The organism is Pseudomonas sp. XP1, from assembly GCF_053557675.1.
In genome coordinates, this window is the sequence record NZ_JBNRIJ010000032.1 from 34155 (window position 1) to 56976 (window position 22822).

At 62.4% G+C, this 22822-nt stretch carries 19 protein-coding genes and 2 pseudogenes; 6 read left to right on the plus strand and 15 right to left on the minus strand.

Annotated features, from left to right (window positions below):
* Positions 1-178: 178 nt before the first annotated feature.
* From ACK1U9_RS21310 to ACK1U9_RS21330, 5 genes and pseudogenes are all read right to left on the minus strand, one after another.
* Complete coding sequence (locus ACK1U9_RS21310; RefSeq protein WP_108480494.1) at positions 179-508, minus strand: hypothetical protein; 330 nt, start codon at positions 506-508, stop codon at positions 179-181.
* A pseudogene (locus ACK1U9_RS21315) lies at positions 508-1348 on the minus strand (DNA/RNA non-specific endonuclease). Before ACK1U9_RS21315 ends, ACK1U9_RS21310 begins: the two are co-directional and overlap by 1 nt.
* Before the next feature lie 249 nt (positions 1349-1597).
* Entirely contained in the window at positions 1598-1681 is an 84-nt protein-coding gene (locus ACK1U9_RS21320) for a VENN motif pre-toxin domain-containing protein (RefSeq protein WP_258229920.1), read from the minus strand.
* 37 nt (positions 1682-1718) lie between these two features.
* Positions 1719-2150: pseudogene (locus ACK1U9_RS21325) on the minus strand (hemagglutinin repeat-containing protein); the annotation flags it as partial.
* Positions 2151-2265: 115 nt separating this feature from the next.
* Complete coding sequence (locus ACK1U9_RS21330; protein ID WP_108480492.1) at positions 2266-2670, minus strand: hypothetical protein; 405 nt, start codon at positions 2668-2670, stop codon at positions 2266-2268.
* Between the two features lie 248 nt (positions 2671-2918).
* Here ACK1U9_RS21330 and ACK1U9_RS21335 point away from each other — a divergent pair, with 248 nt between their 5' ends.
* From ACK1U9_RS21335 to ACK1U9_RS21350, 4 genes are all read left to right on the plus strand, one after another.
* A complete protein-coding gene (locus tag ACK1U9_RS21335) occupies positions 2919-6749 on the plus strand; it encodes a sensor domain-containing protein (protein ID WP_449110165.1) in 3831 nt (1276 codons plus the stop codon).
* A gap of 285 nt (positions 6750-7034) precedes the next feature.
* On the plus strand, positions 7035-8288 hold the full coding sequence (gene glyA / locus ACK1U9_RS21340; protein WP_449110166.1) for a serine hydroxymethyltransferase: 1254 nt from the start codon (positions 7035-7037) through the stop codon (positions 8286-8288).
* Between the two features lie 141 nt (positions 8289-8429).
* A complete protein-coding gene (locus ACK1U9_RS21345) occupies positions 8430-9023 on the plus strand; it encodes a hypothetical protein (protein ID WP_085601704.1) in 594 nt (197 codons plus the stop codon).
* Between the two features lie 89 nt (positions 9024-9112).
* Entirely contained in the window at positions 9113-10066 is a 954-nt protein-coding gene (locus ACK1U9_RS21350) for an arsenic resistance protein (protein WP_449110167.1), read from the plus strand.
* Between the two features lie 23 nt (positions 10067-10089).
* On the opposite strand, the gene ACK1U9_RS21355 is transcribed toward ACK1U9_RS21350, so the two are convergent.
* The 9 genes from ACK1U9_RS21355 to ACK1U9_RS21395 form a co-directional block, all read right to left on the minus strand.
* Positions 10090-10413, minus strand: a complete 324-nt coding sequence (locus ACK1U9_RS21355) for a RidA family protein (protein ID WP_052970534.1) — start codon at positions 10411-10413, stop codon at positions 10090-10092.
* 44 nt (positions 10414-10457) lie between these two features.
* The gene (locus ACK1U9_RS21360; protein ID WP_449110168.1) at positions 10458-11876 is read right to left on the minus strand and encodes an aldehyde dehydrogenase family protein; all 1419 of its coding nucleotides are present in this window, start codon (positions 11874-11876) and stop codon (positions 10458-10460) included.
* A gap of 12 nt (positions 11877-11888) precedes the next feature.
* On the minus strand, positions 11889-12932 hold the full coding sequence (locus ACK1U9_RS21365) for a homoserine dehydrogenase (protein ID WP_108480488.1): 1044 nt from the start codon (positions 12930-12932) through the stop codon (positions 11889-11891).
* A 208-nt stretch (positions 12933-13140) separates the two neighbouring features.
* Entirely contained in the window at positions 13141-13578 is a 438-nt protein-coding gene (locus ACK1U9_RS21370) for an Lrp/AsnC family transcriptional regulator (protein ID WP_153670659.1), read from the minus strand.
* Positions 13575-14963, minus strand: a complete 1389-nt coding sequence (locus ACK1U9_RS21375) for a threonine synthase (RefSeq protein WP_085601707.1) — start codon at positions 14961-14963, stop codon at positions 13575-13577. Before ACK1U9_RS21375 ends, ACK1U9_RS21370 begins: the two co-directional genes overlap by 4 nt.
* A gap of 23 nt (positions 14964-14986) precedes the next feature.
* Positions 14987-15871 (minus strand): LysR substrate-binding domain-containing protein, encoded by an 885-nt coding sequence (locus ACK1U9_RS21380; protein ID WP_063911173.1) that lies wholly within the window; start codon positions 15869-15871, stop codon positions 14987-14989.
* Positions 15872-15908: 37 nt separating this feature from the next.
* On the minus strand, positions 15909-17357 hold the full coding sequence (locus ACK1U9_RS21385; RefSeq protein WP_173015085.1) for an amino acid permease: 1449 nt from the start codon (positions 17355-17357) through the stop codon (positions 15909-15911).
* Between the two features lie 143 nt (positions 17358-17500).
* Complete coding sequence (locus tag ACK1U9_RS21390; protein WP_108480486.1) at positions 17501-18772, minus strand: cystathionine gamma-synthase family protein; 1272 nt, start codon at positions 18770-18772, stop codon at positions 17501-17503.
* Between the two features lie 170 nt (positions 18773-18942).
* The gene (locus ACK1U9_RS21395; protein ID WP_173015089.1) at positions 18943-19827 is read right to left on the minus strand and encodes a homocysteine S-methyltransferase family protein; all 885 of its coding nucleotides are present in this window, start codon (positions 19825-19827) and stop codon (positions 18943-18945) included.
* A gap of 118 nt (positions 19828-19945) precedes the next feature.
* On the opposite strand from ACK1U9_RS21395, the gene ACK1U9_RS21400 reads away from it, so the two are divergent.
* Positions 19946-20767 carry an ABC transporter substrate-binding protein gene (locus ACK1U9_RS21400; protein WP_108480484.1) on the plus strand — a complete coding sequence of 274 codons (822 nt, stop codon included), beginning with the start codon at positions 19946-19948 and terminating at the stop codon, positions 20765-20767.
* Positions 20764-21585 (plus strand): amino acid ABC transporter permease, encoded by an 822-nt coding sequence (locus tag ACK1U9_RS21405; protein ID WP_108480483.1) that lies wholly within the window; start codon positions 20764-20766, stop codon positions 21583-21585. The genes ACK1U9_RS21400 and ACK1U9_RS21405 overlap by 4 nt, the downstream gene beginning before the upstream one ends.
* 114 nt (positions 21586-21699) lie before the next feature.
* On the opposite strand, the gene ACK1U9_RS21410 is transcribed toward ACK1U9_RS21405, so the two are convergent.
* On the minus strand, positions 21700-22629 hold the full coding sequence (locus tag ACK1U9_RS21410; protein ID WP_085601712.1) for a malate dehydrogenase: 930 nt from the start codon (positions 22627-22629) through the stop codon (positions 21700-21702).
* Positions 22630-22822: the final 193 nt, after the last annotated feature.

The following is a 22822-nucleotide window of genomic DNA, read 5'->3' on the forward strand; positions in this document are numbered from 1 at the left end:
AAGTGCGATGAATCAAATTCGCGATTTGTACGGAGATCGGTTCATCAGGCCGACCCAGTGAAAATCAGGGCCTGCCAGACGGCAGGCCGTTACCGGCCCGTACACAAAAAATCTGACACTTCCCAAAAGCACACCATGTTCAGCCTAAGCCTCTACATCTAAACTTGCCACTTAATTCTCAAGGATAAATAAAGTCGATGCTAATTTTAAATTTAATCAAGTCCAAGGCCACCTCACAACCACTCCACGCTGGCAGCCCTCCCGTCAGCTTATTCTCAACATACCAACTACGCAACTCTATTAAAAGATCTAAAATATCTGTATTTACTCGCCCGCCTGCCGTAAACCAGGCAACGTTACCTTGTGCATCAATGTAGTCATACTCATACTCACAGCTATCTAGCTCCTGGGATAGTTGTGCACGCATAATAACTTTACAGGCTCCATCGGGAGCAATCTCAAATAGAATATTCCCAATGTCATTGTAGATATCATCATCACTACGCATCAATTTCCACCCGGCGAGTTTTTTAATACAACTTCTTTTGGACGAGCACTGCCTATTGAATACTTCACATAAAAGCTTTCTGGCCGAGCACTATTGCCAGAATAAATAGGCTCAATCTTTACGTTAACTTGCTTTCCCTCCTTAAGTGCGGACGCCCATGTATTCTCTAGATTTCCAAGTACCTTTATTCAAGCTCCCATTCATGGGAAGGAGGTTCAACCTCTCCCCAGGCCCGTTGAATATACTAGCAATCAAGTGCCCACCCTCGTCCCCATTGATGCCGCACTTTCCTGCCACACATTGTTGATACGTGTTCCGATCATTTTTAGTCAATGAAAGATTTGACTCCACTTTCTCAACGCGACCCAAGCCATCTGTTTGGAAAGTTTTATTCCCATCGACTTTATATACGGTATTTGGTACAGGCCTATTCAGTTCTTTATTCCACGCACCTTTACTACCAGAACTAATTTCGACTTCCCGTAAAGCTTGTCCTGTTGCTTTTGGAGCACTGGTAGCTTTGCCTAGTATCACTACCGCCGCTAATTTTACTACATCATCCCGCGTAGCACCTTTATCGACAAGGCTAATGATCCCTGGCACATCCACCGGCGCCAAGGTCGAGCCGAGCAAGCCGTCCTGACGTGCCCGTTCATTGATTGCCTCTTCAGTTAACCCTTGCCGTCTCCATTCCGCAATCAGCTCGCTCGCTCTGATCGCGTTCACATACGGATTCGCAACAAAGCCCATTGGCGACCAATCGCTGCCCGACAGCGCGTAGACATCAAGGAAGCTCGCGTCCGCGTCGCTCTTCTGCGCGTCCACTACCCCCCTCATCATCGCAAGGGCGTAATCCGTTACCAGAAGGTCATATTCCGCTTTGCTCAGCCTGCCGCTCTGGTACAGCTCAACCAGCTTTTCCCCAGCCTGTTTCTCCTGCTGCCGGTACTCATCACGAATACCAACCTCGCAGCCGCCATTTCCACCATAGGCTTTATACCGCTCGTGCAACTCATCAATACTGCCAATACCGGCGGCCTTGAGCTTCTCATACAACGCACGGCTGGCGGCATCCAGCCGTTCAACGCCCTATTTGTTCGCCAGCAGGTTGTTTTCAACCGCGTTACGGCCCGCACCGGCACCCGCGACAGCCCCAGCGCTATTACCTTCCACCAGACCGCCCGAAAGCCCGGCCGCTAGCGTCGACAGCGCCGATGATGGTGACGCTCAACCCACCGCTGACATTGGCCTGTTTGGACTTGTAGTTGTCGGTGTCCTGCAGGCTTTGCAGCTTCAGGTCGCGCCCTACGTCGACGGTGATTTTCGCGGCGTTGACCTGCGCCCCTTTGAGCGCCGTGTCCCGCCCGCTGAGCAGGGTCGCCTCATTGCCGGCGTCCAGTGTGGTTTCGGTCCAGGTCGTGCCGTTGCCTTTCTCGTTGCCGGCACCCTTGTTGGCATTGGCGAAGATGCTGAGACCGGCACCTTCGGAACCTACACCAATGCTGGCGCCGATGGCGCCGCCACTGCTGCTGTTCCTGCCATCGAGCTTTTGCGTATTGGCAGCAGCCTCAAGCTGGATGTCGCGTTCGGCGGACAACAGCAGGTCATTGCCGGCCTTGAGTAGACTGCCTTGTACCCGGATAAGCAAGGGTTGAAGGTGGAGGCAGGATCGATTGAATGATTGGGAAACTCATGACCTGTGCCGGCCTCTTCGCGGCTGAAGCCCCACACAGGGACCGCACAGGTCTTGAGATGGCTCAGACGTGACGCTGCCTGGCCTTGCCGCGCGGCAACCGGCAGCGCTCGCCCTGCTCGGCCAGGCGCGCGGCCCAGGCGGACTTCACGCTGAAGCCACCGCTACGAGCCGGCTGCTGCTCGGCAGCTTTGGCCGGTTTGGCTGCCGCAGGCACACTGCTGACGACCTTGGCCGCCGGCTTGACCTCGGCCACGGTAACTGCCGGCTCTGCTGCCGCCTTGGCGGTCTTGCGCAGTTCAGCCAGCGATGGGCTCTTGCTCTTGGCGACAGCTGCCGCCTCGGGTTTGCTCAGCGAACGCTGGCAGGACTTGCAGGATACGTCCTCGGTCACGGCAGTGCTGACAAGGGTCTGACTGCTGCGCCCGCAGGCGGAATCGAGGCCATTGGAGGAAAAGTGAGTAACCAAAACCGAACATCTCCGATGCGTTGTCATTTGAAGCGGGCGCTATTCTCGCACAGGTTGCAGGGGCTTGCCGAACCACCGGGCAGGCACCACCGGTCATATTGGCTGGCACTTTGCCATAATCCTAGGCATGCTAGCTCGTTTGGGGTGTCCGGCCTTATAGTGCGCCACCGCGGTCTGGCAACCAGACACCGGTACACACCGTGCATGATCCATACCTGCCATCGCCAGCTCAATCGCAGGATCAACGCTTGACCAATCTTACTCATCCGTCGTCATTGCGTTCCGCGCCACAGGCGCCCGTCGCGTCGCTGCGCGGGTCGATAAAGGGTGCGCTGGCGCTGCTGGCCCTGATACTGCTGGGCCTGCTGCTGTGGCAGCTGTTCGCCCAGTTCAACCATACCCAGGCCGACCTGCGCAAACAGAGCCTGGATGCCACCGCCGAACTGGCAGACCACCTGAGCCTGAACATGGCCTTCAAGGCCCAGCAGGCCATGAATGTGGTGCAGCCCTACGTCAAGGCGCCGACGCCCTCGGCCCTGCCCAGCCTGCTGGGTACCCTGCGCGAGCGCCTGCCGGCCCTGCAAAGCATGGCCTGGCTGGACGCTACCGGGCAGGTGCAGGCCGACAGCCTGGCCGGCAGCCCCGACCGCCATTTGCTTGACGAGCTGCTCAGGCTGAACCAGGGCAGCCCGTACTTCTTCACCAATTCGGCAGACAACAGCACCCTCTACCTGCTGCTACGCCAGGCCACCGAGCAAGGCCGCGGCTACTGGCTGCTGCGCCTGTCGCCAGACTACTACCGCACCCTCACCTTCCACCTGGATGGTGCCGGCCACCCGCTTTGGTTGCTGGAAAACAGCCGCAACGGCGAGGTAGTGCAAAGCCATGCCCCAGCCGATACCAGCAACGAGCCGCTGCAAAGCGTAATGCTGGCCTTCATCGACAACAGTACCTGGCAGTTGCGCGGCCTGTTCGACGCCAAGCTGGCCCAGCAGAAGCTGCTGCCGGCGCTGCTCGGCAAATGCCTGCTGGTGCTGTTCTGCGCCCTGCTGCCAGTGCTGGCCCTGATCAACATGCGTCGCCGCCAACGGGCGCTGCAGGAGGACCGCCGGCGCTACCAGGAAATCTTCGAAGGCACCGGCGTGGCCTTGTGCGTGCTCGACCTGTCCAGCCTGCCCGGCCAACTCGACCGGTACCACCTGCGCAACCGTGCCGCGCTCAAGCAAAGCCTGGCCCTGGACCCCAACCTGCGCCGCTCGCTGCTGCTGGAGCTGAAGATCACCGAGATCAACCAGGTGGCCCGCCAGTTGTTGAACATCGACTGCCACGAAGGTGCCTGGCAGCGCCTGATCGACGGCACTGGCGATGGCCGCGACAGCATCGGCATGCAACTGATCGACGCGCTGATCGAGCAGCGCCCGCTGCTGGAGCTGGAAGCGCGCCTGCCGGCGCCGCTGGGGGGTGAGCTGCACCTGTGGCTGATGGCCCGCCTGCCGCAGCAGCGCCGTGACTACCAGGCGGTAATCCTCAGCATCAGCGACATCACCAGCCGCAAGCAGGTGGAGCTGTCGCTGCTGGAGCGCGAAAGCTTCTGGTCGGACGTGGTGCGCACCGTGCCCGACCAGCTGTACGTGCAGGACGTGCTCAGCCAGCGCATGATCTTCAGCAACCGCCACCTCGGCCAGACGCTGGGCTACGACCGTACCGAGCTGGCGCAGATGGGCGACCGCTTCTGGGAGCTGCTGCTGCACCCCGAGGACGCCGCGCACTACCAGGCACTGCGCCAGCAACAGCGCGACAGCGGCCATGACCAGCCCTTGCACTGCCAGCTGCGCTTCCGCCACCGAGATGGCGGCTGGCGCTGCTATGACATCCGCGAGCAAGTGCTGACCCGTGACGCCGATGGCCTGGTGACGCGCATCATCGGCGTGGGCAAGGACGTGACGGTGCAGATCGAGGCCAGCCAGTCGCTGCGCGACAGCGAACAGCGCTACCGCATGCTCGCCGAAAGCATAAGCGACGTGATCTTCTCTACCGACAGGCTGCTCCAGCTCAACTACGTCAGCCCCTCGGTGAAGGGCGTGCTGGGCTACCAGGCCGACTGGATCTTTGCCAATGGCTGGCAGTCGATCGTCGCCAACCCGTCGCAGCTCACCGGTATCTACAGCCTGATGGAGCGCGTCAGCAAGGCCATGGGCGACCCGGCCCAGCTGGCCCAGCTGCGCAGCCAGCTGCCCACCCAGCTGTTCCTGTTCGACTGCCTGCGCGCCGATGGCCGCAAGATCCCCATCGAACTGCGCCTGGTGCTGGTATGGGACGATGAAGAGCGCTTCGAAGGCGTGCTCGGGGTAGGCCGCGACATCAGCCAGCAACGCCGCGCCGAAAAAGACCTGCGCATGGCCGCGACGGTATTCGAGCACTCCACCTCGGCCATCCTCATCACCGACCCGGCCGGCTATATCGTCCAGGCCAACGAAGCGTTCAGCCGCGTCAGTGGCTACGCCGTCAGCGAGGTGCTCGACCAGTTGCCGGGCATGCTTACCGTCGACGAACAGCAGGAGGGCCACCTGCGCTACGTGGTCAAGCAGCTTTACCAGCGCGGCAGCTGGGAGGGCGAGGTTTGGCTCAAGCGCCGCGACGGCGATCACTACCCGGCCTGGGTCGGCATTACCGCGGTGCTGGACGATGAAGGCGACCTGGCCAGCTACGTGTGCTTCTTCACCGACATCAGCGAACGCAAGGCCAGCGAACAGCGCATCCATCGCCTGGCCTACTACGACGCCCTCACCCACCTGCCCAACCGCACGTTGTTCCAGGACCGCCTGTACAACGCCCTGCAGCAGGCCGAGCGGCAAAAGGCCTGGGTGGTGCTGATGTTCCTGGACCTGGACCGTTTCAAGCCGATCAACGATTCCCTCGGCCATGCTGCCGGCGACCGCATGCTAAAGGACATGGCCCAGCGCCTGCTGGCCTGCGTGGACAACGACGACACCGTGGCGCGCATGGGCGGCGACGAGTTCACCCTGCTGCTGCAACCGCGCGCTACCCGTGAGATGGCACTCAACCGCGCCATCCACGTGGCCGAGAACATCCTCGGCAGCCTGGTGCGGCCGTTCGTGCTGGAAAACCGCGAGTTCTTCGTTACCGCCAGTATCGGCATCGCCCTCAGCCCGCAGGATGGCAGCGAACTGAGCCAGCTGATGAAAAACGCCGACACCGCCATGTACCACGCCAAGGAGCGTGGCAAGAACAACTTCCAGTTCTACCAGGCGGAGATGAACGCCAGTGCCCTGGAGCGCCTGGAGCTGGAGAGCGACCTGCGCCATGCCATGGAGCAGAACGAGTTCATCCTCTACTACCAGCCGCAGTTCAGCGGCGACGGCAAGCGCCTGACCGGTGCCGAAGCCCTGCTGCGCTGGCGCCACCCGACCCGCGGCCTGGTGCCGCCGGGCGATTTCATCCCGGTGATCGAAGAGCTGGGCCTGGTGGTGGACGTGGGCGACTGGGTGCTGCGCGAGGCCAGCCGCCAGCTCAAGGCCTGGCACAAGGCCAAGGTGCGCGTACCCAAAGTGTCGGTGAACATCTCGGCGCGGCAGTTCTCCGACGGCCAGCTGGGTACGCGCATCGCAACCATTCTGGAAGAAACCGGCCTGCCACCCGCGTGCCTGGAGCTGGAGCTGACCGAAAGCATCCTGATGCGCGAAGTGAACGAAGCCATGCAGATTCTCGCCAGCCTGAAAAACCTCGGCCTGAGCATCGCGGTGGACGACTTCGGCACCGGCTACTCGTCGCTGAACTACCTCAAGCAGTTCCCGATCGACGTGTTGAAGATCGACCGCACCTTCGTCGACGGCCTGCCTGAAGGCGAGCAGGATGCGCAGATTGCCCGGGCGATCATCGCCATGGCCCACAGCCTCAACCTGGCGGTAATTGCCGAAGGGGTGGAAACCCACGAACAGCTGGAGTTCCTGCGCGAGCATGGTTGCGACGAGGTGCAGGGCTACCTGTTCGGGCGGCCGATGCCGGCGAACCAGTTCGAGGCGCAGTTCGCCAACGAGAAGCTCTTCATGTTCCATTGAGCAGTTGCCTGCACTGGCCCTATCGCCGGCAAGCCAGCTGCCACCTCGACCGCATGGACCCTCAAGCCCTGTGCAGTATCTGTGGGAGCTGGCTTGCCGGCGATGGGGCGCAAAGCGCCCTCAAAAACGGACCTGCGAGTCAACTCCAACCCCCGCCCAGCCCAGACACGGCGCGGGATGCAACATGAAGCCCATTGGTCCGCGACTTGATGCCACTTCATATGCCAGCCGCGAATCAATCGGTTAGAATGCCCCCCCAATTCACCCCGATCCTTGAGGACCGCCATGTTCAGCCGTGATTTGACCATTGCCAAGTACGACGCCGAGCTCTTCGAAGCCATGCAGCAAGAAGCTCTGCGCCAGGAAGAGCATATCGAGCTGATCGCTTCGGAAAACTACACCAGCCCGGCAGTCATGGAGGCCCAGGGCTCGGTCCTGACCAACAAGTACGCCGAAGGCTACCCGGGCAAGCGCTACTACGGTGGTTGCGAGTACGTCGACGTCGTCGAACAGCTGGCCATCGACCGTGCCAAGGAACTGTTCGGCGCCGACTACGCCAACGTTCAGCCGCACGCCGGCTCCCAGGCCAACGCCGCCGTCTACCTGGCCCTGCTGTCGGCCGGTGACACCATCCTGGGCATGAGCCTGGCCCACGGCGGCCACCTGACCCACGGTGCTTCGGTAAGCTCCTCGGGCAAGCTGTACAACGCCATCCAGTACGGCATCGACAGCAACGGCCTGATCGACTACGACGAAGTCGAGCGCCTGGCTGTAGAGCACAAGCCGAAGATGATCGTTGCCGGCTTCTCGGCCTACTCGCAGGTGCTGGACTTCGCCCGCTTCCGCGCCATCACCGACAAGGTCGGTGCCTACCTGTTCGTCGACATGGCCCACGTTGCCGGCCTGGTTGCCGCTGGCGTGTACCCGAACCCTGTTCCGTTCGCCGACGTGGTCACCACCACCACTCACAAGACCCTGCGCGGCCCGCGCGGCGGCCTGATCCTCGCTCGCAAGAACGAAGAGATCGAGAAGAAGCTGAACTCCGCCGTCTTCCCTGGCGCCCAGGGTGGCCCGCTGGAGCACGTCATCGCTGCCAAGGCCATCTGCTTCAAGGAAGCCCTGCAGCCTGAGTTCAAGGCTTACCAGCAGCAGGTAGTTAAAAACGCCCAGGCCATGGCCAGCGTGTTCATCGAGCGTGGTTTCGACGTGGTTTCCGGTGGCACCCAGAACCACCTGTTCCTGCTGTCGCTGATCAAGCAGGAAATCTCCGGTAAAGACGCTGACGCCGCCCTGGGCAAAGCCTTCATCACCGTCAACAAGAACTCGGTACCGAACGACCCACGTTCCCCGTTCGTCACCTCGGGCCTGCGTTTCGGCACCCCAGCCGTTACCACCCGTGGTTTCAAGGAAGCCGAGTGCCGCGAGCTGGCTGGCTGGATCTGCGACATCCTGGCTGACCTGAACAACGAAGCGGTGATCGATTCCGTGCGTGAGAAGGTCAAGGCGATCTGCAAGAAGCTGCCGGTTTACGGCAACTGATTGGCGATTGCCTGACAGGAAAAAGCCCGGCCTAGTGCCGGGCTTTTTCGTTTACCGCCGCTGCGCGGAACCGGTTCCGAATGGGTGCATTACCACGACAGGGATAACTTGCCGCTTCTTGTCCTCCTTCGGAGATACGCCATGACCGATCATAAATCACTGTCATTCACCGCATTCCTGCAGATCGCCGGCTGCCCACTCAATACACTCGACAGTATCTGCAAAGGCCCCATTATCCTCACAAGCCCCACCAATGGCCTTGGCCCCGGCCTCGATGGTAGCCGCGCTCTGGGCATGCTTGATTGCACGGATGAAGACTGGGAACTGGGCAAAGAGACTGGGCTGATCACTTTTGACAAAGGCCCCGACGCATTACCGCTGCTACTGTATTTTCGCCATTTCGATAACGGCTACAGGCTTTATGTGCGCAGCGGCAAACATTTTGGTGAAGGCATTTTCAGCAACGCCAACGGCTTGATAACGACTCAGCCCATAAAAGACCGTGATCCTGGCCTGTGGAAGTTGATCGATATCCAAAGTGGTCGGCCATTCGACCTTGCACGGTGCGAGGGTTCTGAGTTCGATGTCCAGATGGCAAGCGCCGAAGGGCACCCAGTCGAGGCCCATTTCCTTTATCCCGTCGGCGCCTTCCTGGCTTCTTATCCTGCCGCTCATCAAGGGGATGTGACCTTGATCATTCAGGAGCGGGAGGTGGACTGGTTGAGCGCAGGTTGAGAGGCCTGGGCAAGTAATTGAAGGCGCGCCCTCAAGGGGCGAAGCGTATTAACCTGTGTCCCTTTCCACCAACGGACACAGGGCCTACCTTGACAAGAGAACAGCTCGAAACCCAGCAGATCCCGATCTACTTTGCCGCCGTGCTGGCCGCCGTCGCCTTCGGCGTGCTGACCAGCGATACTGCGCGCCATCTGGAAGTCCTGGTCACCCCCGCCATCGCCGTGCTGATGTACGCGATGTTCCTGCAGATCCCTTTCCTCGACCTGCGCCAAGGCCTGAGCAACCGGCGCTTCATCGCTGCCCTGCTGCTGGCCAACTTCGTCCTCGTGCCGCTACTGGTCTGGGCCGTCACCCGCGGGTTGGTCGAACACCCGGCAATCCTCATGGGTGCGCTGCTGGTGCTGCTGACGCCGTGCATCGACTATGTGGTGGTGTTCACTCACATCGGCAAAGGCGACGCCCGCCTGACTCTGGCCGCCACCCCCGTGCTGCTGTTGGTGCAACTGGCACTGCTGCCGCTTTACCTGGCCCTGATGCTGGGTGACAGCAGTAACGTGGCCATTTCCGTCACCCCGTTCGTGGAAGCCTTCGTGCTGCTGATCGTGCTGCCGATGGTCCTTGCCGTGCTCACCAGCGCCGGCGCCCGTCGCTTGCGCACGGTCTCGACCTGGAACGACGCCTGGGCGTGGATGCCGGTACCGGCCATGGCCTTGGTGCTGGTGGTAGTGATCGCCTCGCAGATCGGCGTGGTGCTGCGTGATTTCGACCGCTTGCTGCCGGTGATTCCGGTGTACATCGGCTTCATGCTGCTGGCGCCCGCGCTGGGCTTATTATCGGCGAGGCTGCTGCGCTTGCCGGCCACCGAAGCACGCTCGGTAACCTTCAGCGCCGCCACGCGCAACTCGCTGGTCGTACTGCCGCTGGCGCTGGCGTTACCGGAGGACATGCGCGGTTTGGCGGCGGCAGCTGTGATTACACAAACATTGGTGGAGCTGGCAGGTGGCCTGGTCTATATCAGGGCGGTACCCCGAGTCGTGCGCTGACCCGGGGCCTCGGTCACTCACGGTCAGGAGCGCTCAGGGCACACGGCAAACACCTGTACCTCGACCAGGTAACCCTCTCCCAGGTCTGCGCCTACGCAAGCCCGTACTGGTTTCGGACAACCCTGCAACCAGGCGTCGTACACTTCATTGACCAGGTCGAAGTGGCTGTAGTCGGCAATCCATAACTGAACCCGGGTCAAATGTTCCTTGCCGACGTTGGCCTCAGCCATCAGCCCATCGATCGTACTCAACGCCTGGCGCAACTGCCCCTGCACATCCTGCCGCAGGTCGTCCGCGACCACGCCTGCCGTTTCGAACAGGCCCCTGTAGCTCACCGCCAGCGACATCCGTTCGCCTTGGCCATACCGTTCGATCATCAAGATTCCTCCTCTTAGTCCATCTGGTTGAGGCAGACGACTTTGGGCTGGGTCATGTCCTCGTAGGCGAACCGCACTCCCTCGCGCCCAAGGCTCCCATATTTGGAGCCACCGAATGGCATGGCATCGAAGCGGTAGTCGGACGAGTCGTTGATCATCACGCCGCCCGCCTCGATACGCCGCGCCAGGCTCAACGCCAAGGACAGATCGCGGGTAAACACACCGGCGTGCAAGCTGTACTCCGGGGCGTTGGCCAACGCAATCGCCTGCTCGATATCCTCGAAAGGCGCCAGCATCACCACCGGTGCGAATACCTCTTCACGCCACAGCCGGCTGCCATGGTCAACGCCTTCCAGCACCGTCGGCACATAGGTAGCCCCTTGCCGCTCATGGCCGCAGAGCAGGCGAGCACCGTCCTGAAGGGCCTGGTTCACGCGCTCTTCAATCTGCCGGGCCGAGCCTTCGGTGATCATCGGCCCCATGTCGGTTTCGCGCAGGCCAGGATCACCCACCACCATCGCCTGGGTCAAAGCAACGAAGCGCTGGCGGAACGCCTCATATATCGAAGCGTGCACCAGGATGCGCTGGGTGCCGATGCAGTTCTGCCCGGCCGCCCAGAATGCGCCTGACACACAAGACTCGACAGTGGCCTCGAGGTCGCAGTCCTTCAGTACCAGCACCGGGGCGTTACCGCCCAGGTCCATGGCAAGTTTTTTCAGGCCCGCCCCGCGGGCAATCTGTTCACCCGTGGCGAAGCCGCCCGTGAAGGAAATCATCCGCACTTCACGCACGGCCACCAGAGCCCTGCCCAGTTCGGCACCGCCAGTGGCCACGGTGACGACAGCCTCCGGCAGCCCTGCATCAACCAGGTACTGCACCAGCTTCAAGGCAGACAGCGGGGCCAGCTCCGAAGGCTTCAGAATGACCGCATTGCCTCCGGCAATCGCTGGCCCCAGCTTGTGCGCCACCAGGTTGAGCGGGTCGTTGTAGGGGGTGATGGCCAGGATCAGCCCCAACGGCTCGCGGGTGAACCAGCCCTGGCGTGACTCGGAGCCTTCATAGGCATCGAAAGGCACCACCTCGCCGGCGTTGCGCCGCGCTTCCTCGGCAGACAGCTTGAGCGTGTTGATGCAGCGTTTCACCTCCTTCTCGGCCTGACGCAGGGTCTTGCCCGCTTCGTCGACAATCAGGCCGGCAAAATCCGCGGCGTCACGTTCGATCAGCCGGGCGGCCTGCTCCAGAATGCTGGCGCGACGGTGCCGGGGCAGCGCTGCACTTTCGCGCACGCCCTGGCGGGCACGGACAAGCAGACCTGGCACCGCATCGGCAGCAAGGTTGGCGACGCTGCCGACCAGGCTACCGTCGAAGGGGCTGTATACATCGATCAAGGCGGGTTGCTGGGCGGCTACCCGGGACACGGAAGTCAGGCTCATGAAGGTTGCTCCTCAGGCCGAGCGGCCAGCGTTGTGGATGGCGACGATATCCGACAGCAGGGCGAATGCCGTTTCGACACGCCCCGCACCCGGGCCAGACACGGTCACAGCGCCCAGCAATTCGGTGTTGAACGCAACCGCATTGGTGGCACCGGAAATACCCGCCAGAGGGTGGTTGCCGGGCAGCAGGCGCGCTTCGACACTGGCACGCACCGAGCCATCGGGTTCACGGCTGGCACTGCCGATCAGTTTCCAGCGCTTGCCCGCCGCCTGCGCCTGCTGGATAGCCGCGCTGTCGAGGCTGCTGATGCCGCTGCAGGTGACATCGTTCACCTGCAAGCAAGCACCGAGCAGCTCGTTGGCGAGAATCACCACTTTCAGGCGCACGTCATGCCCCTCCACATCGGCGCTCGGGTCTGCCTCGGCGTAGCCAAGTGCTTGCGCCTGGGCCACCGCATCGGCAAAGCCAAGCCCCTCTTCCATACGCGTCAGCACATAGTTCGAAGTGCCGTTGAGGATGCCCTCGAACCCCACCAGGCCTGCGCCGGCCAGCGTCTGGCGCGCCATGCGCAGCACCGGTGTACCGCTCATCACAGCGCCTTCGTATTCGAACGACACGCCATTGGCCTTGGCCAAGGCCTTCAGCGCCTGGGCATGCAAGGCGATCGGCCCCTTGTTGGTAGTGACCACATGCTTGCCCGCTTCCAGCGCCCAGCGGCAGAAGGTTGCCGCCGGTTCACCGTCCTTGGGGTTGGTGAAGGTGGCCTCGGCGATGATGTCGGCACCGGACTGCTTGATCACCGACTCGTTGAACGCCTCTGCCGAACCCTGAGGGATCTGCGCCAGCGCGCCCTTCTGAGCGGGCAGAGCAGCCAGCGTGGCCGCGTCCAGGCCATTGCGGTCGATTGCCGAACCCAGGAACAGGTCGGTGACGCCAACGATCTTCAGGCCAAAGCCCAGCTCTTTCTGCCAGCGCGCATTGCGTTCAGCGATCAGTTGGGCCAGGGCGCGGTTCACGCCGCCAAAGCCAACGAGTGCGATCTTGTATTCGGTCATGGTTTGCTGTCCTTTCCAGGCGATTGGTCGATGAGGACAAGCCTAAGAGCCGGGCAATGCCAGTTGAATATGGCAATCCGCTGTATTTACTGGCCAATCTGACCAGTGCCCGATGCACGCCCGAGCGACGCCAGAATGCACAACGCCGCCAGGGCGCAAGCCCGGGCGGCGTTGTTGTAGCGAGGGTTGCCAAACGCGAGTGCGCGGCTCAGATCACCGAGGCCAAAACGAACGATGTCACGGTGTTCTCGACCCCTGGCATGGCGGCAATCTCCTTCCATACATGGTGCACCCGTTCCGGGCTGGAAGCCTCGACGCGCAGCAGCAGGTCGAACTCGCCGCTGAGCACTTCACACTGGATCACCTCGGGGATCTGGCGCAACGCCTCGAGCACAGCTTCTCCGCGCATGCGGTCATAGCGGTAGACGAAGATGACCGCGTTGATCAACGAGGTCGGTCGTCGCCCCTCACCGATGCGCAAGGTGTAGCCCTGGATGGCCCCGTCACGCTCCAGGCGCTCGATGCGCTGGCGTACCGCATTACGCGACAGGTTCACCTTCAGCCCCAGCTCGGCATGGGCAATGCGTGCATTGGCGGTGAGCTCGGCGAGGATACGCTCGTCCAGGGGGTCGAGGATGCGCTTCATCGTCCTGCCTGCAACCTGGCCAGTAATTCATGAACCCCCGCCAGGTCGTCGGGTGCCAGCAGCGGCCCGCCGCCTGCAGCATCCACGACACTGGCCGGTACTTCGCCATGCCAGGCCCCCAGCTCCGCCAGCAACCCGGCGGACTTTTCCGGGGCAAACTGCCCCAGCGTGACGATGGGCGCGCCAATGTTGCGCCGGTGCAGACGCCCGGCGAATGCCCCGGTGGCAGCGTGTGGGTCTACTGCGCTGCCGGTTTCGTGGAACAAAGTGACGATTTCTTCGCGGATCAGCGCGTCATCCACGGCATAGGAGTCGAACAGCATGCGCGCATGCAACCACTGGCGGTTGCCGATGCTCAACTCGCCACAATCCTCGAAGTGCTCCATCAGCGCCCGGGTCGCTTCGCCATCGCGGTCATACAGCTCCCAGACGAAGCGCTCCAGGTTGGAGAACAGCGAGAAGTCCATGACCGGCGACAAGGTCTGGCTGGTTGAGCCACGACTGTAGCGATTGCAGTGAATGAACCGGTGCAAGGCATCGTTGCGGTTGGTGGAGACAATGATCTGGTTGATCGGCAGGCCCATTTTCTGGGCAATGAACCCTGCGTAGATCTCGGCAAAACTGGCCGTGGGGATGCTGAAACCCACCGGCCGATTGCCCCCACCCAGCTGAAGCGCCGCGTGGAAATAGAACACGATCTGCGCCAGCACGCCGACCCAGTTGGTCGAGTTGAAGCTCACGGGTATCAGCCCGGGGCATGGCCATGCACGTAGCAACGCCGACACCAGCGACTGGCAGTCATCGAAGCTGCCGTCCACGGCCACGCAGCTGACGCTGTCGGAAGCGGCACTGCGCATCACCGCCGCCCGGTCGGCCGGTGTCCCTGCACTGGGGTACAGCGCCAGCAAGCGTGCCGTAGGGCAATGCCGCAAGGCTTCGATAGCGGCCACCGCCGTATCGCCGTTGCTGGCACCGACCAGCATGACCCGTTCGCAATCGGCCCCCAGGAAATGGCGGATGAGCCGCGCCTGCAACTGCGCGGCGAAATCCTTGGAGGACCGGGTGGGCCCGTGAAACAGCTGCAGGATCCATTCGTTGTGGCCAATCTGCTGCAACGGCGCGATGCCACGGTGCTTGAAGCCGCGATAGCTGTCGCTGACCAGCGCCCTCAGGGTCGGCTCGTCGAGCGTGTCGCCGACAAACGGTGCCATCACCCGCCAGGCCAGTTCGTCGAACGGCAACCACGACCAGCTGGCAATCTCTTGCTGGCTGAAGGTCGGCACCGCGGCAGGCACGTATAGCCCGCCATCGTCGGCCAGCCCGGAAAGCAGCGCCGTGCGAAAATCAACCCGTATCTCGTTGCCGCGCGTGGATGTGTACTGCATCGGTGCTCCAGGTAACTATTTGATTAACGGTGGGCCATAGCCACCAACCAGTGGCTGAAGGCCTGGGCATCCGTGGACAATGCCTCACCCAGGCCACGTACCAGGTAAAACGACTCGCTCGCCTCGATGCGCTGGGCAAAAGGCGCCACCAGCCGCCCCTCCTGCAGCAAGTCCTCCACCAGCGACGAGCGCGCCAGCGCCACCCCAAGCCCCAGTTCCGCCATGCGCAAGGTCGCCACCAAGGTGTCGAACTGCAGGCCGCTGGAGGAGTCGACCTGATCGGCGCCAACCCGCTCCAGCCAATAACCCCACCCCTCCTCGTAACCCAGCACATGCAGCAACGGGACGCGGGCCAGGTCGCGCGGCTCGCGTAGCGGGGAGCCGGCAATCAGCGCAGGCGAGCAGACCGGCACCAGCACGTCGCGGGTCAGGCGCTGCGCTTCCACTCCCGCCCACTGGCCGCTGCCCCAGCGGATTTCCAGGTCATCCTCGGCATCCAGTTCCTTGACCCACAGGTTGCTGATGTAGCGGATGTCCACCTGCGGGTGCGAACGGCGAAAATCGGCCAGTCGGGGTGCCAGCCAGAAGTGCAGGAACGACAGGCTGCCGCGCACTTTCAGGGGCCGACGCTGGCGTTGCCCGAAAATTTCATTGGTGCCTACCGCCAGCCGGCTTATCGCATCCTGCACCACCGGCAGGTAGGACTGGCCCTCTTCAGTCAACCCCAGCCCCCGGGGCAGGCGCTTGAACAGCGCCACCCCCAACTGGCTCTCCAGGTGGCGGATCTGCTGGCTCACGGCCCCCTGGGTGAGGTGCAGTTCCTCGGCTGCATGGGTGAAGTTCAGGTAACGCGCCGACACTTCGAAGGCTCTGAGCCAGTTCAAGGGGGGCAGGGTTTTCTGGGTCATCGGCGGTTTCTCGTGGCAACGTTCCGGAGGCCTAGTATCACCCTGCTCTGGCGGCCTCGGAACCTGGCGCGACGACTTCCAGCGGGCCTGCTTGGTGGCGGCGGAACTTGCACGTCAGCCAATAGGCCAGGTAGCACCAGGCAATGAAGGGCAAGCCGAAGTACAGGGCAACGCGCTGGGCGGGGTCGAAGGCAATGCCGACGCAGGCCAGCACGCAGCAGAAGATGGCGGCCAGCGGGACGAACGGGTAGCCGCGCACCCTGAACTTCAGCTCTTCGAGCTTGCCGCCATTGGCGAGGTAATGGCGACGGAAAGCCATCTGGCTGGCCGCGATGCTGATCCACACCACCACCACCGCCAATCCGGAAATGGACACCAGCGCCAGGTAGATGGTGTCGGGGGCAAACACACTGCTGAGCAGCGAAGCCATGCCACCCGCCATGCTCAGGACGATGGCATTGAACGGCGTGCCACGACGCGACAGTGCCGCATACCGGCGGGGCATGTTGCCTTGGTCGCTGAGCGTCCACAGCATGCGCGCCGCAGCATAAAGCCCGGAGTTGGCCGCCGACAGCAGCGCAGTGATGATGACGAAGTTCATGATGTCTGCCGCATAGGGGATACCGATCATGGCAAAGACCATCACGAACGGGCTTTCAACCACACCGGCCTGTTCACGCGGCAACAAGGTAGCCAATACAAAGATGGTGCCGACGAAGAACAGCGCCAGGCGCAGGACCGTGGTGCGGATGGCCTTGGGTACGTTCTTTTCCGGGTCACGGGTTTCGCCGGCGGCGATGCCGATCAACTCGGTGCCCGAGAACGCGAAGGCCACCGCCAGCAGGGTCATGGCGATCGACCAGAAGCCCGTAGGGAACAGCCCTTCGCGGGTGAAGTTGCCCAGCCCGACACTGTGCGCCTGGGTAATTTCGAAAACGCCCAGGATCGCACCGCCGCCCACCACCAGGAAGGCGATCACCGCCAGCACCTTGATCAGTGACAGCCAGAATTCGGTTTCGGCAAACGACCGCACCGAAATGATATTGCTGATGAACACCGCAAACCCGAACAGCGCACTCCATATCCACACCGGTGTATCGGGGAACCAGCGCACCATCAGGATGCCGGCGGCGGTGAATTCCGAGCCGATGGCCACGGTCCAGGTCAGCCAGTACATCCAGGCCACCATGTAGCCTGTACCCGGCCCGAGGTACCGCGTGGCGTAACTGCTGAACGAGCCGACTTCCGGCATGTGTACCGCCAGTTCGCCCAGGCACATCATCACCAGATAGACCATGATGGCGCCGAGCACATAGGCGATGACCGCCCCCAGCGGGCCCGCCTGGTTGACGGTGTAGCCCGACGTCAGGAACAGGCCGGTACCGATGACACCGCCCAGCGCCAGCATGACGATATGGCGGGTTTGCATATCCTGCTTGAAGCTGTGCGCCGAAGCATTTCTCGTTGTCGTTGTCTGCAGGGACATTGTGGTTTACTCATGAAAGTTGGCGGGCAAGGACGTTGCAACGACCTCGTCTTGGCAGAGCGAAGCGAATTGCCTTGCATATTGTTTTTGTTCGACTTCATGAAGTGGCACCCACTGCAAGGAGCGGGTGCTACGCGCCGGCCTCAGGCCTGTGCTTCGGCCAGGCAGGCGTCTTCGTCACCGTGCAGTTCCTTTGCTGCGGCCATCTCCTGACGCACCGATGCACAGGCCTGTGCCAGGTCTGCCAGCAGGTCCTCGGTGTCCTCGATGCCCACCGAAATGCGCACCAGCCCTTCGGAAATGCCAAGGGCCAGCCGTTCTTCGAGGGTGTTTTCCACATGGCTGGTGGTGCGCGCCGGGCCGTAGATGGTTTCTACCGCGCCCAGGTTGCCCGCCCGATGGGCGTACTTCAGGCGCGGCAGCAGTCGCGCCACGGTGGGCATGCCGCCCTTGAGCACGAAGCTGACGATGGCGCCGAAGCCACGCATCTGCGCCTTGGCGATCGCATGGCCGGCGTGCTGGGGCAACCCGGGGTAGTTGACCGCTTCGACCAGCGGTTCGGTGGTCAGGTAATGCGCCAGGGCCTGGGCGCTGGCCTGCTGCTGACGCACACGCAGGGCCAGGGTCTTGATACCGCGGATGATCAGGTAGGCGGAAAACGGGTCCAGCGCCGCACCGTTGATCTCGCGGTAGTGGCGTACCTGCGCCATCAACGGCTCGGCACCGCACACCACCCCGCCCAGCACGTCACCGTGCCCGGACAGGAACTTGGTCGCGCTGTGCACTACCACGTCCACGCCCAGAGCCAGCGGGTTCTGGTTCAGCGGGGTAGCGAAGGTGTTGTCGGCCACTACCACGGCGCCGGCCTGCCGGGCGGCAGCGCTCAGGCGCTGGATGTCCAGTACCTTAAGGGTGGGGTTGGTTGGGGTTTCCAGATACAGCAGGTCGCAACCTGCGGCGATCTCGCGCTCCAGCGCCTCGGTGTCGAGGGTGTCACACAGGCAGACCTGCACGCCCATGCGCGGCAGGAACTCTTCGAAAATCTTGTTGGTGCCGCCGTAACTGTCGCGGGTCGATACCACTCGCTTGCCGCTTGAGAGGAACGTGTGCAGCACGGCACTGATGGCAGCCATGCCGCTGCTGAATGCCACCGCCGACTCGGACTGCTCCAGCTCGCACAGCTTCGCTTCCAGCGTGGCGACTGTCGGGTTGCTCATGCGGCTGTAGATGTAGCCCGGCAACTTGCCCAGCGCCACGTCGTACCAGGCATCGATGTCGTTGTAGCCGTAGGCGGCACTGACCACGATCGGGGTCTGGGTAGCGTTGTACGGGTGCTGGACCTGTTCCCCGCTCCACACCACTCGCGTACCGATACCGGCCGCTGCATTGCCCTCGATTTTTTCGTTGTTGTTCATATCCGGTTCCCGCACCGCTGAGTTGTGTACACCGATTCGGCATCGGCTTTCAGCGGACTATAGGGGCATGGCGGGGGGACTGAAAAACGATGGAATCCGGGTCTGAGTAACGTTTTTTTTAATGGCTGGATGCCGAGCGGGCGCGGAAGCCGCCCGGCACCCTGCCGGCTTCACGCCAGGTTGCGTTTCAGCTCGGCAATATGCTCCGGGCCGATGCCACAGCAGCCGCCGATCATGCTGGCACCCCGCGCGCGCCAGTCGTTGGCCCATGCCAGGTAACCCGGCGGGTCCAGGTCTTCGCGCAACTCATCCAGGCCGTCGTTGGCGGTGGCTTCCTTCGGTTGCGGCGGGAAGGCGTTGGCATAGGCGCCGATGGCGATGTCGGCGTTATGTCGCTCGATGAACGAGCGCGCTACCTCCAGTGCAGCGCCAATGACCTCGGGCTGGCTGCAGTTGAACAGCACGGCCGCCGCCCCCAGACCCACCACGGCTTCGATGGCATCGGCCACCGGCTCGCCGGAACGCAGGCGTGGCACCTCGTCGACCTCTTCGTCCTGCAAGGTGAACGACACCCAGAACGGCCTGCCATCTGCCGGCAAGTGGCCGTGGATGGCCCGCACCTCGGCAACCGAGCTCTGGGTTTCCGCCAGCCACAGGTCAACATGCGGGGCCAGGCCCTGCAGCAACGGGGTCAGCACCTCCTCGACGCGCTCGGGCTGGAACAGGTCCGGACGATACGAGCCGAACAGCGGCGGCAGCGAGCCTGCCACCCTGACCGGGTGCGCACCGGCATCGGCGGCATGCCGCGCCAGCTGGCCGGCGATATTGGCCAGTTGTCGCCCTTCCTTGGCAAAACGCTCTTCGCCGATGTGGAACGGCACTACCGCATAGCTGTTGCTGGTAATGACCTGGGCACCGGCAGCGATAAACGCTGCGTGCACGCCAACCACCGCTTCCGGCGCCTCGCTCAGCGCCAGCGCCGACCACTCGGGCTGACGAAACGGCGCCCCGCTGCGCTGCAGCTCACGGCCCATGCCACCGTCGAGAATTACCATCGCTCGCTGTTTCATATAACTACTCTAAAGGTACTTATGAATAAAATTCATTATGTGGGTGACACTTATAACTATTAAATACAGCTTTCTATAATTGGCCAACATTTCAGGTATGTCCATGCGATTTTCTACTGTGCTCGGTGCGGGCCTTGTGCTGCTCGCAACTGCTTCCCAGGCCTTTGCCGGTGCCACGCTGGAGCGGGTTGAATCGCGCAAGGAACTGGTCAACGTCCTGATGGAAAGCTACCCGCCGTTTTCCTTCCTCAATGACCAGAACCAGCTGGACGGTTTCGACGTGGATGTGGCCAAGGCCGTGGCGGACAAGCTGGGCGTCAAGCTGCGCCTGGAAACCCCTTCGTGGGACGTGATCGCCGCTGGCCGCTGGAGCGGCCGCTACGACATCTGCATCTGCTCGATGACCCCGAGCAAGGCCCGCGCCGAAGTGTTCGACTTCCCGGTGGAGTACTACGCATCGCCTGCGGTGATCGTGGTCAACGCCAAGGATGAACGCATCCATGGCGCCAAGGACCTGGAAGGCCGCAAGGTGGGTTTGACCAGTGCCTCGAGCTACGAGAGCTACCTGAACAAGAACCTGGTGATCGAAGGCAACGAAGACAAGAAGCTCGAATACCCCTTCGACTTCGTGCAGATCGCGCCTTACGACACCGACAACGTTGCCTTCCAGGACCTGGGCCTGGGCGCCGGCGTACGCCTGGATGCCATCCTTACCAACCTGGTGACAGCGCAGCCGCGCCTGGACCGGGACAAACGCTTCAAGCTGGCCGGCGCCCCGCTGTATGAAGAGCCGAACTCGGTGGCCATCGAGAAAGGCGACCCTGAGTGGGATGCCAAGGTGCGCCAGGTGTTTGCCGAGTTGAAGGCCGATGGCACCCTGGCCAAGCTGTCGCAGAAATGGATTGGCGCCGATATCAGCAAATGAGCACCTTCCCATCGTCCCCCAAGCCCGTGGTCAAGCCCACGGGCGCCGGCGTGTTCGGCTTTCGCACCCGGCTGCTGCTGACCTGGCTGGCGCTGTTCGGCCTGTTCGTCGCGTTTTTCCTCAGCTTCGACCTGAAGTTCTCGATCATTCTGGAGAAGTTTCCCAACCTCGCCGGTTTCAAGCTGGGGCCCAACGGCTTTCTGCAAGGCGCGGCGCTGACCCTGTTCCTGTGCCTGTGCTCGATGCTGGTATCGGTGCTGTTCGGCTTTGCCGCCGCCCTGGCGCGGTTGTCGAACAGCGCGGTGCTGGTGGGTGTCGCCAGCTTCTACACCTCGTTCTTCCGCGGCACGCCGCTGCTGATCCAGATTCTGCTGATCTACCTGGGGCTGCCGCAGCTGGGCCTGGTACCGGGCGCCATCAGCGCCGGTATCATCGCCTTGTCGCTGAACTATGGGGCCTACCTGAGCGAAATCTTCCGGGCCGGCATTCTCGGCGTCGCGCGCGGGCAGCGTGAAGCAGCGCTGGCGCTGGGCATGCGCACGCCGCAGATTTTCTGGCATATCGTCCTGCCGCAGGCCATGCGGGTGATCATTCCGCCTACCGCCAACCAGTTCATCTCGATGCTGAAGGACTCATCGCTGATATCGGTGATGGGGGTGTGGGAGGTGATGTTCCTGGCGCAGTCGTACGGGCGGTCGAGCTATCGGTACCTGGAGATGCTGACCACGGCGGCGGTGATCTACTGGGTGCTGTCGATCTTGCTGGAGCTGGTGCAGGCGCGGCTGGAGCGGCATTTTGGCAAGGCTTATCAGCGCTAGGGGCCAGGCTGGGTTGGCTGGGACACTGTGGGGGCGGCTTTAGCCGCGAACACCGGCGCAGCCGGTGCCATGCACCGCGTTGAGCTCTTCGCGGCTAAAGCCAATCCCACAGTGTTACAGCGCCTTCATTTCAGCAATATCCCGGGCCACCTGATCAGCCGATTGGTCGAACATTGCCTGCTCCTGCGCATCCAGCGGCAACTCGATCACCCGCGCCAGCCCCTCCTCGGCCAGGACGCAGGGCACACCCATGGCAATATCCGTGCGCCCGTATTCGCCCTGCAGAATCGCCACCGCCGGCAAGATGCGGTTTCGCCCGTTGGCGATCGCATCGACCATCTGCGCAATCGCCACCCCCGGCGCATCGCAGGCGCTGCCCAGTTTCTTCAGCCCCAATATCTCGCCACCACCCTTGCGCGTGCGCTCCACGATCTGCTCGATCTGCTCACTGGACAGGAAGTGTGACAGCGGCACCGAACCGATCTGGCAGTAGCGCATCAGCGGCACCATGCTGTCGCCATGCCCGCCCAGTACCAGCGCCGTGATATCCCGGGCGGAAAACCCGGTCTGCTCGGCGATGAAGCACTTCATGCGTGCGGTATCCAGCACGCCCGCCTGGCCGAAAACCTTGTTGCGCCCCTGCCCGCTCAGGCTCCAGGCGCGATAGGTGAGCACGTCGACCGGGTTGGACACCACCAGCACGGTCGCGGTGGGTGCATGCTGCTTGATGTCGGCCATGATGCCGTCGAGGATGGGCAGGTTGATACTCAGTACATCCTGCCGCGACTGCCCAGGCTTGCGCGGCACGCCGGCGGTGATGACCACCAGCTCGGAGCCCTGCAGCATTTCAGCCTTGGCCCCGCCGTAAACCCGGGTATCGGACCCCGACTCGACTGCCGCCTGCCACACGTCCAGCGCCTTGCCTTGTGCCATCTCGCCCTGCACATCCATCAACACCAGCTCACGGCACAACTCTTCCCGAGCGATGATCTGCGCCGCCGCCTCGCCGACCATGCCGGCACCCACGATTGTCAGTTTGTTCACGTGACACCTCCCAGCGGCGCGCGCCACCAGGAACACGCCTGCAATACAGAGAAGTATTGCCTGCTGAGGCGAAAAGGCCACACAAAGGCAAATGCAAGCGGTACGCGTACCCTGTGGGAGATTCTATGGTTGTGGGCAATGCTTTTTGCCCCCTTTGCTCATGTATTCGCCTTGAGTCTTCATCAAGGCGAAT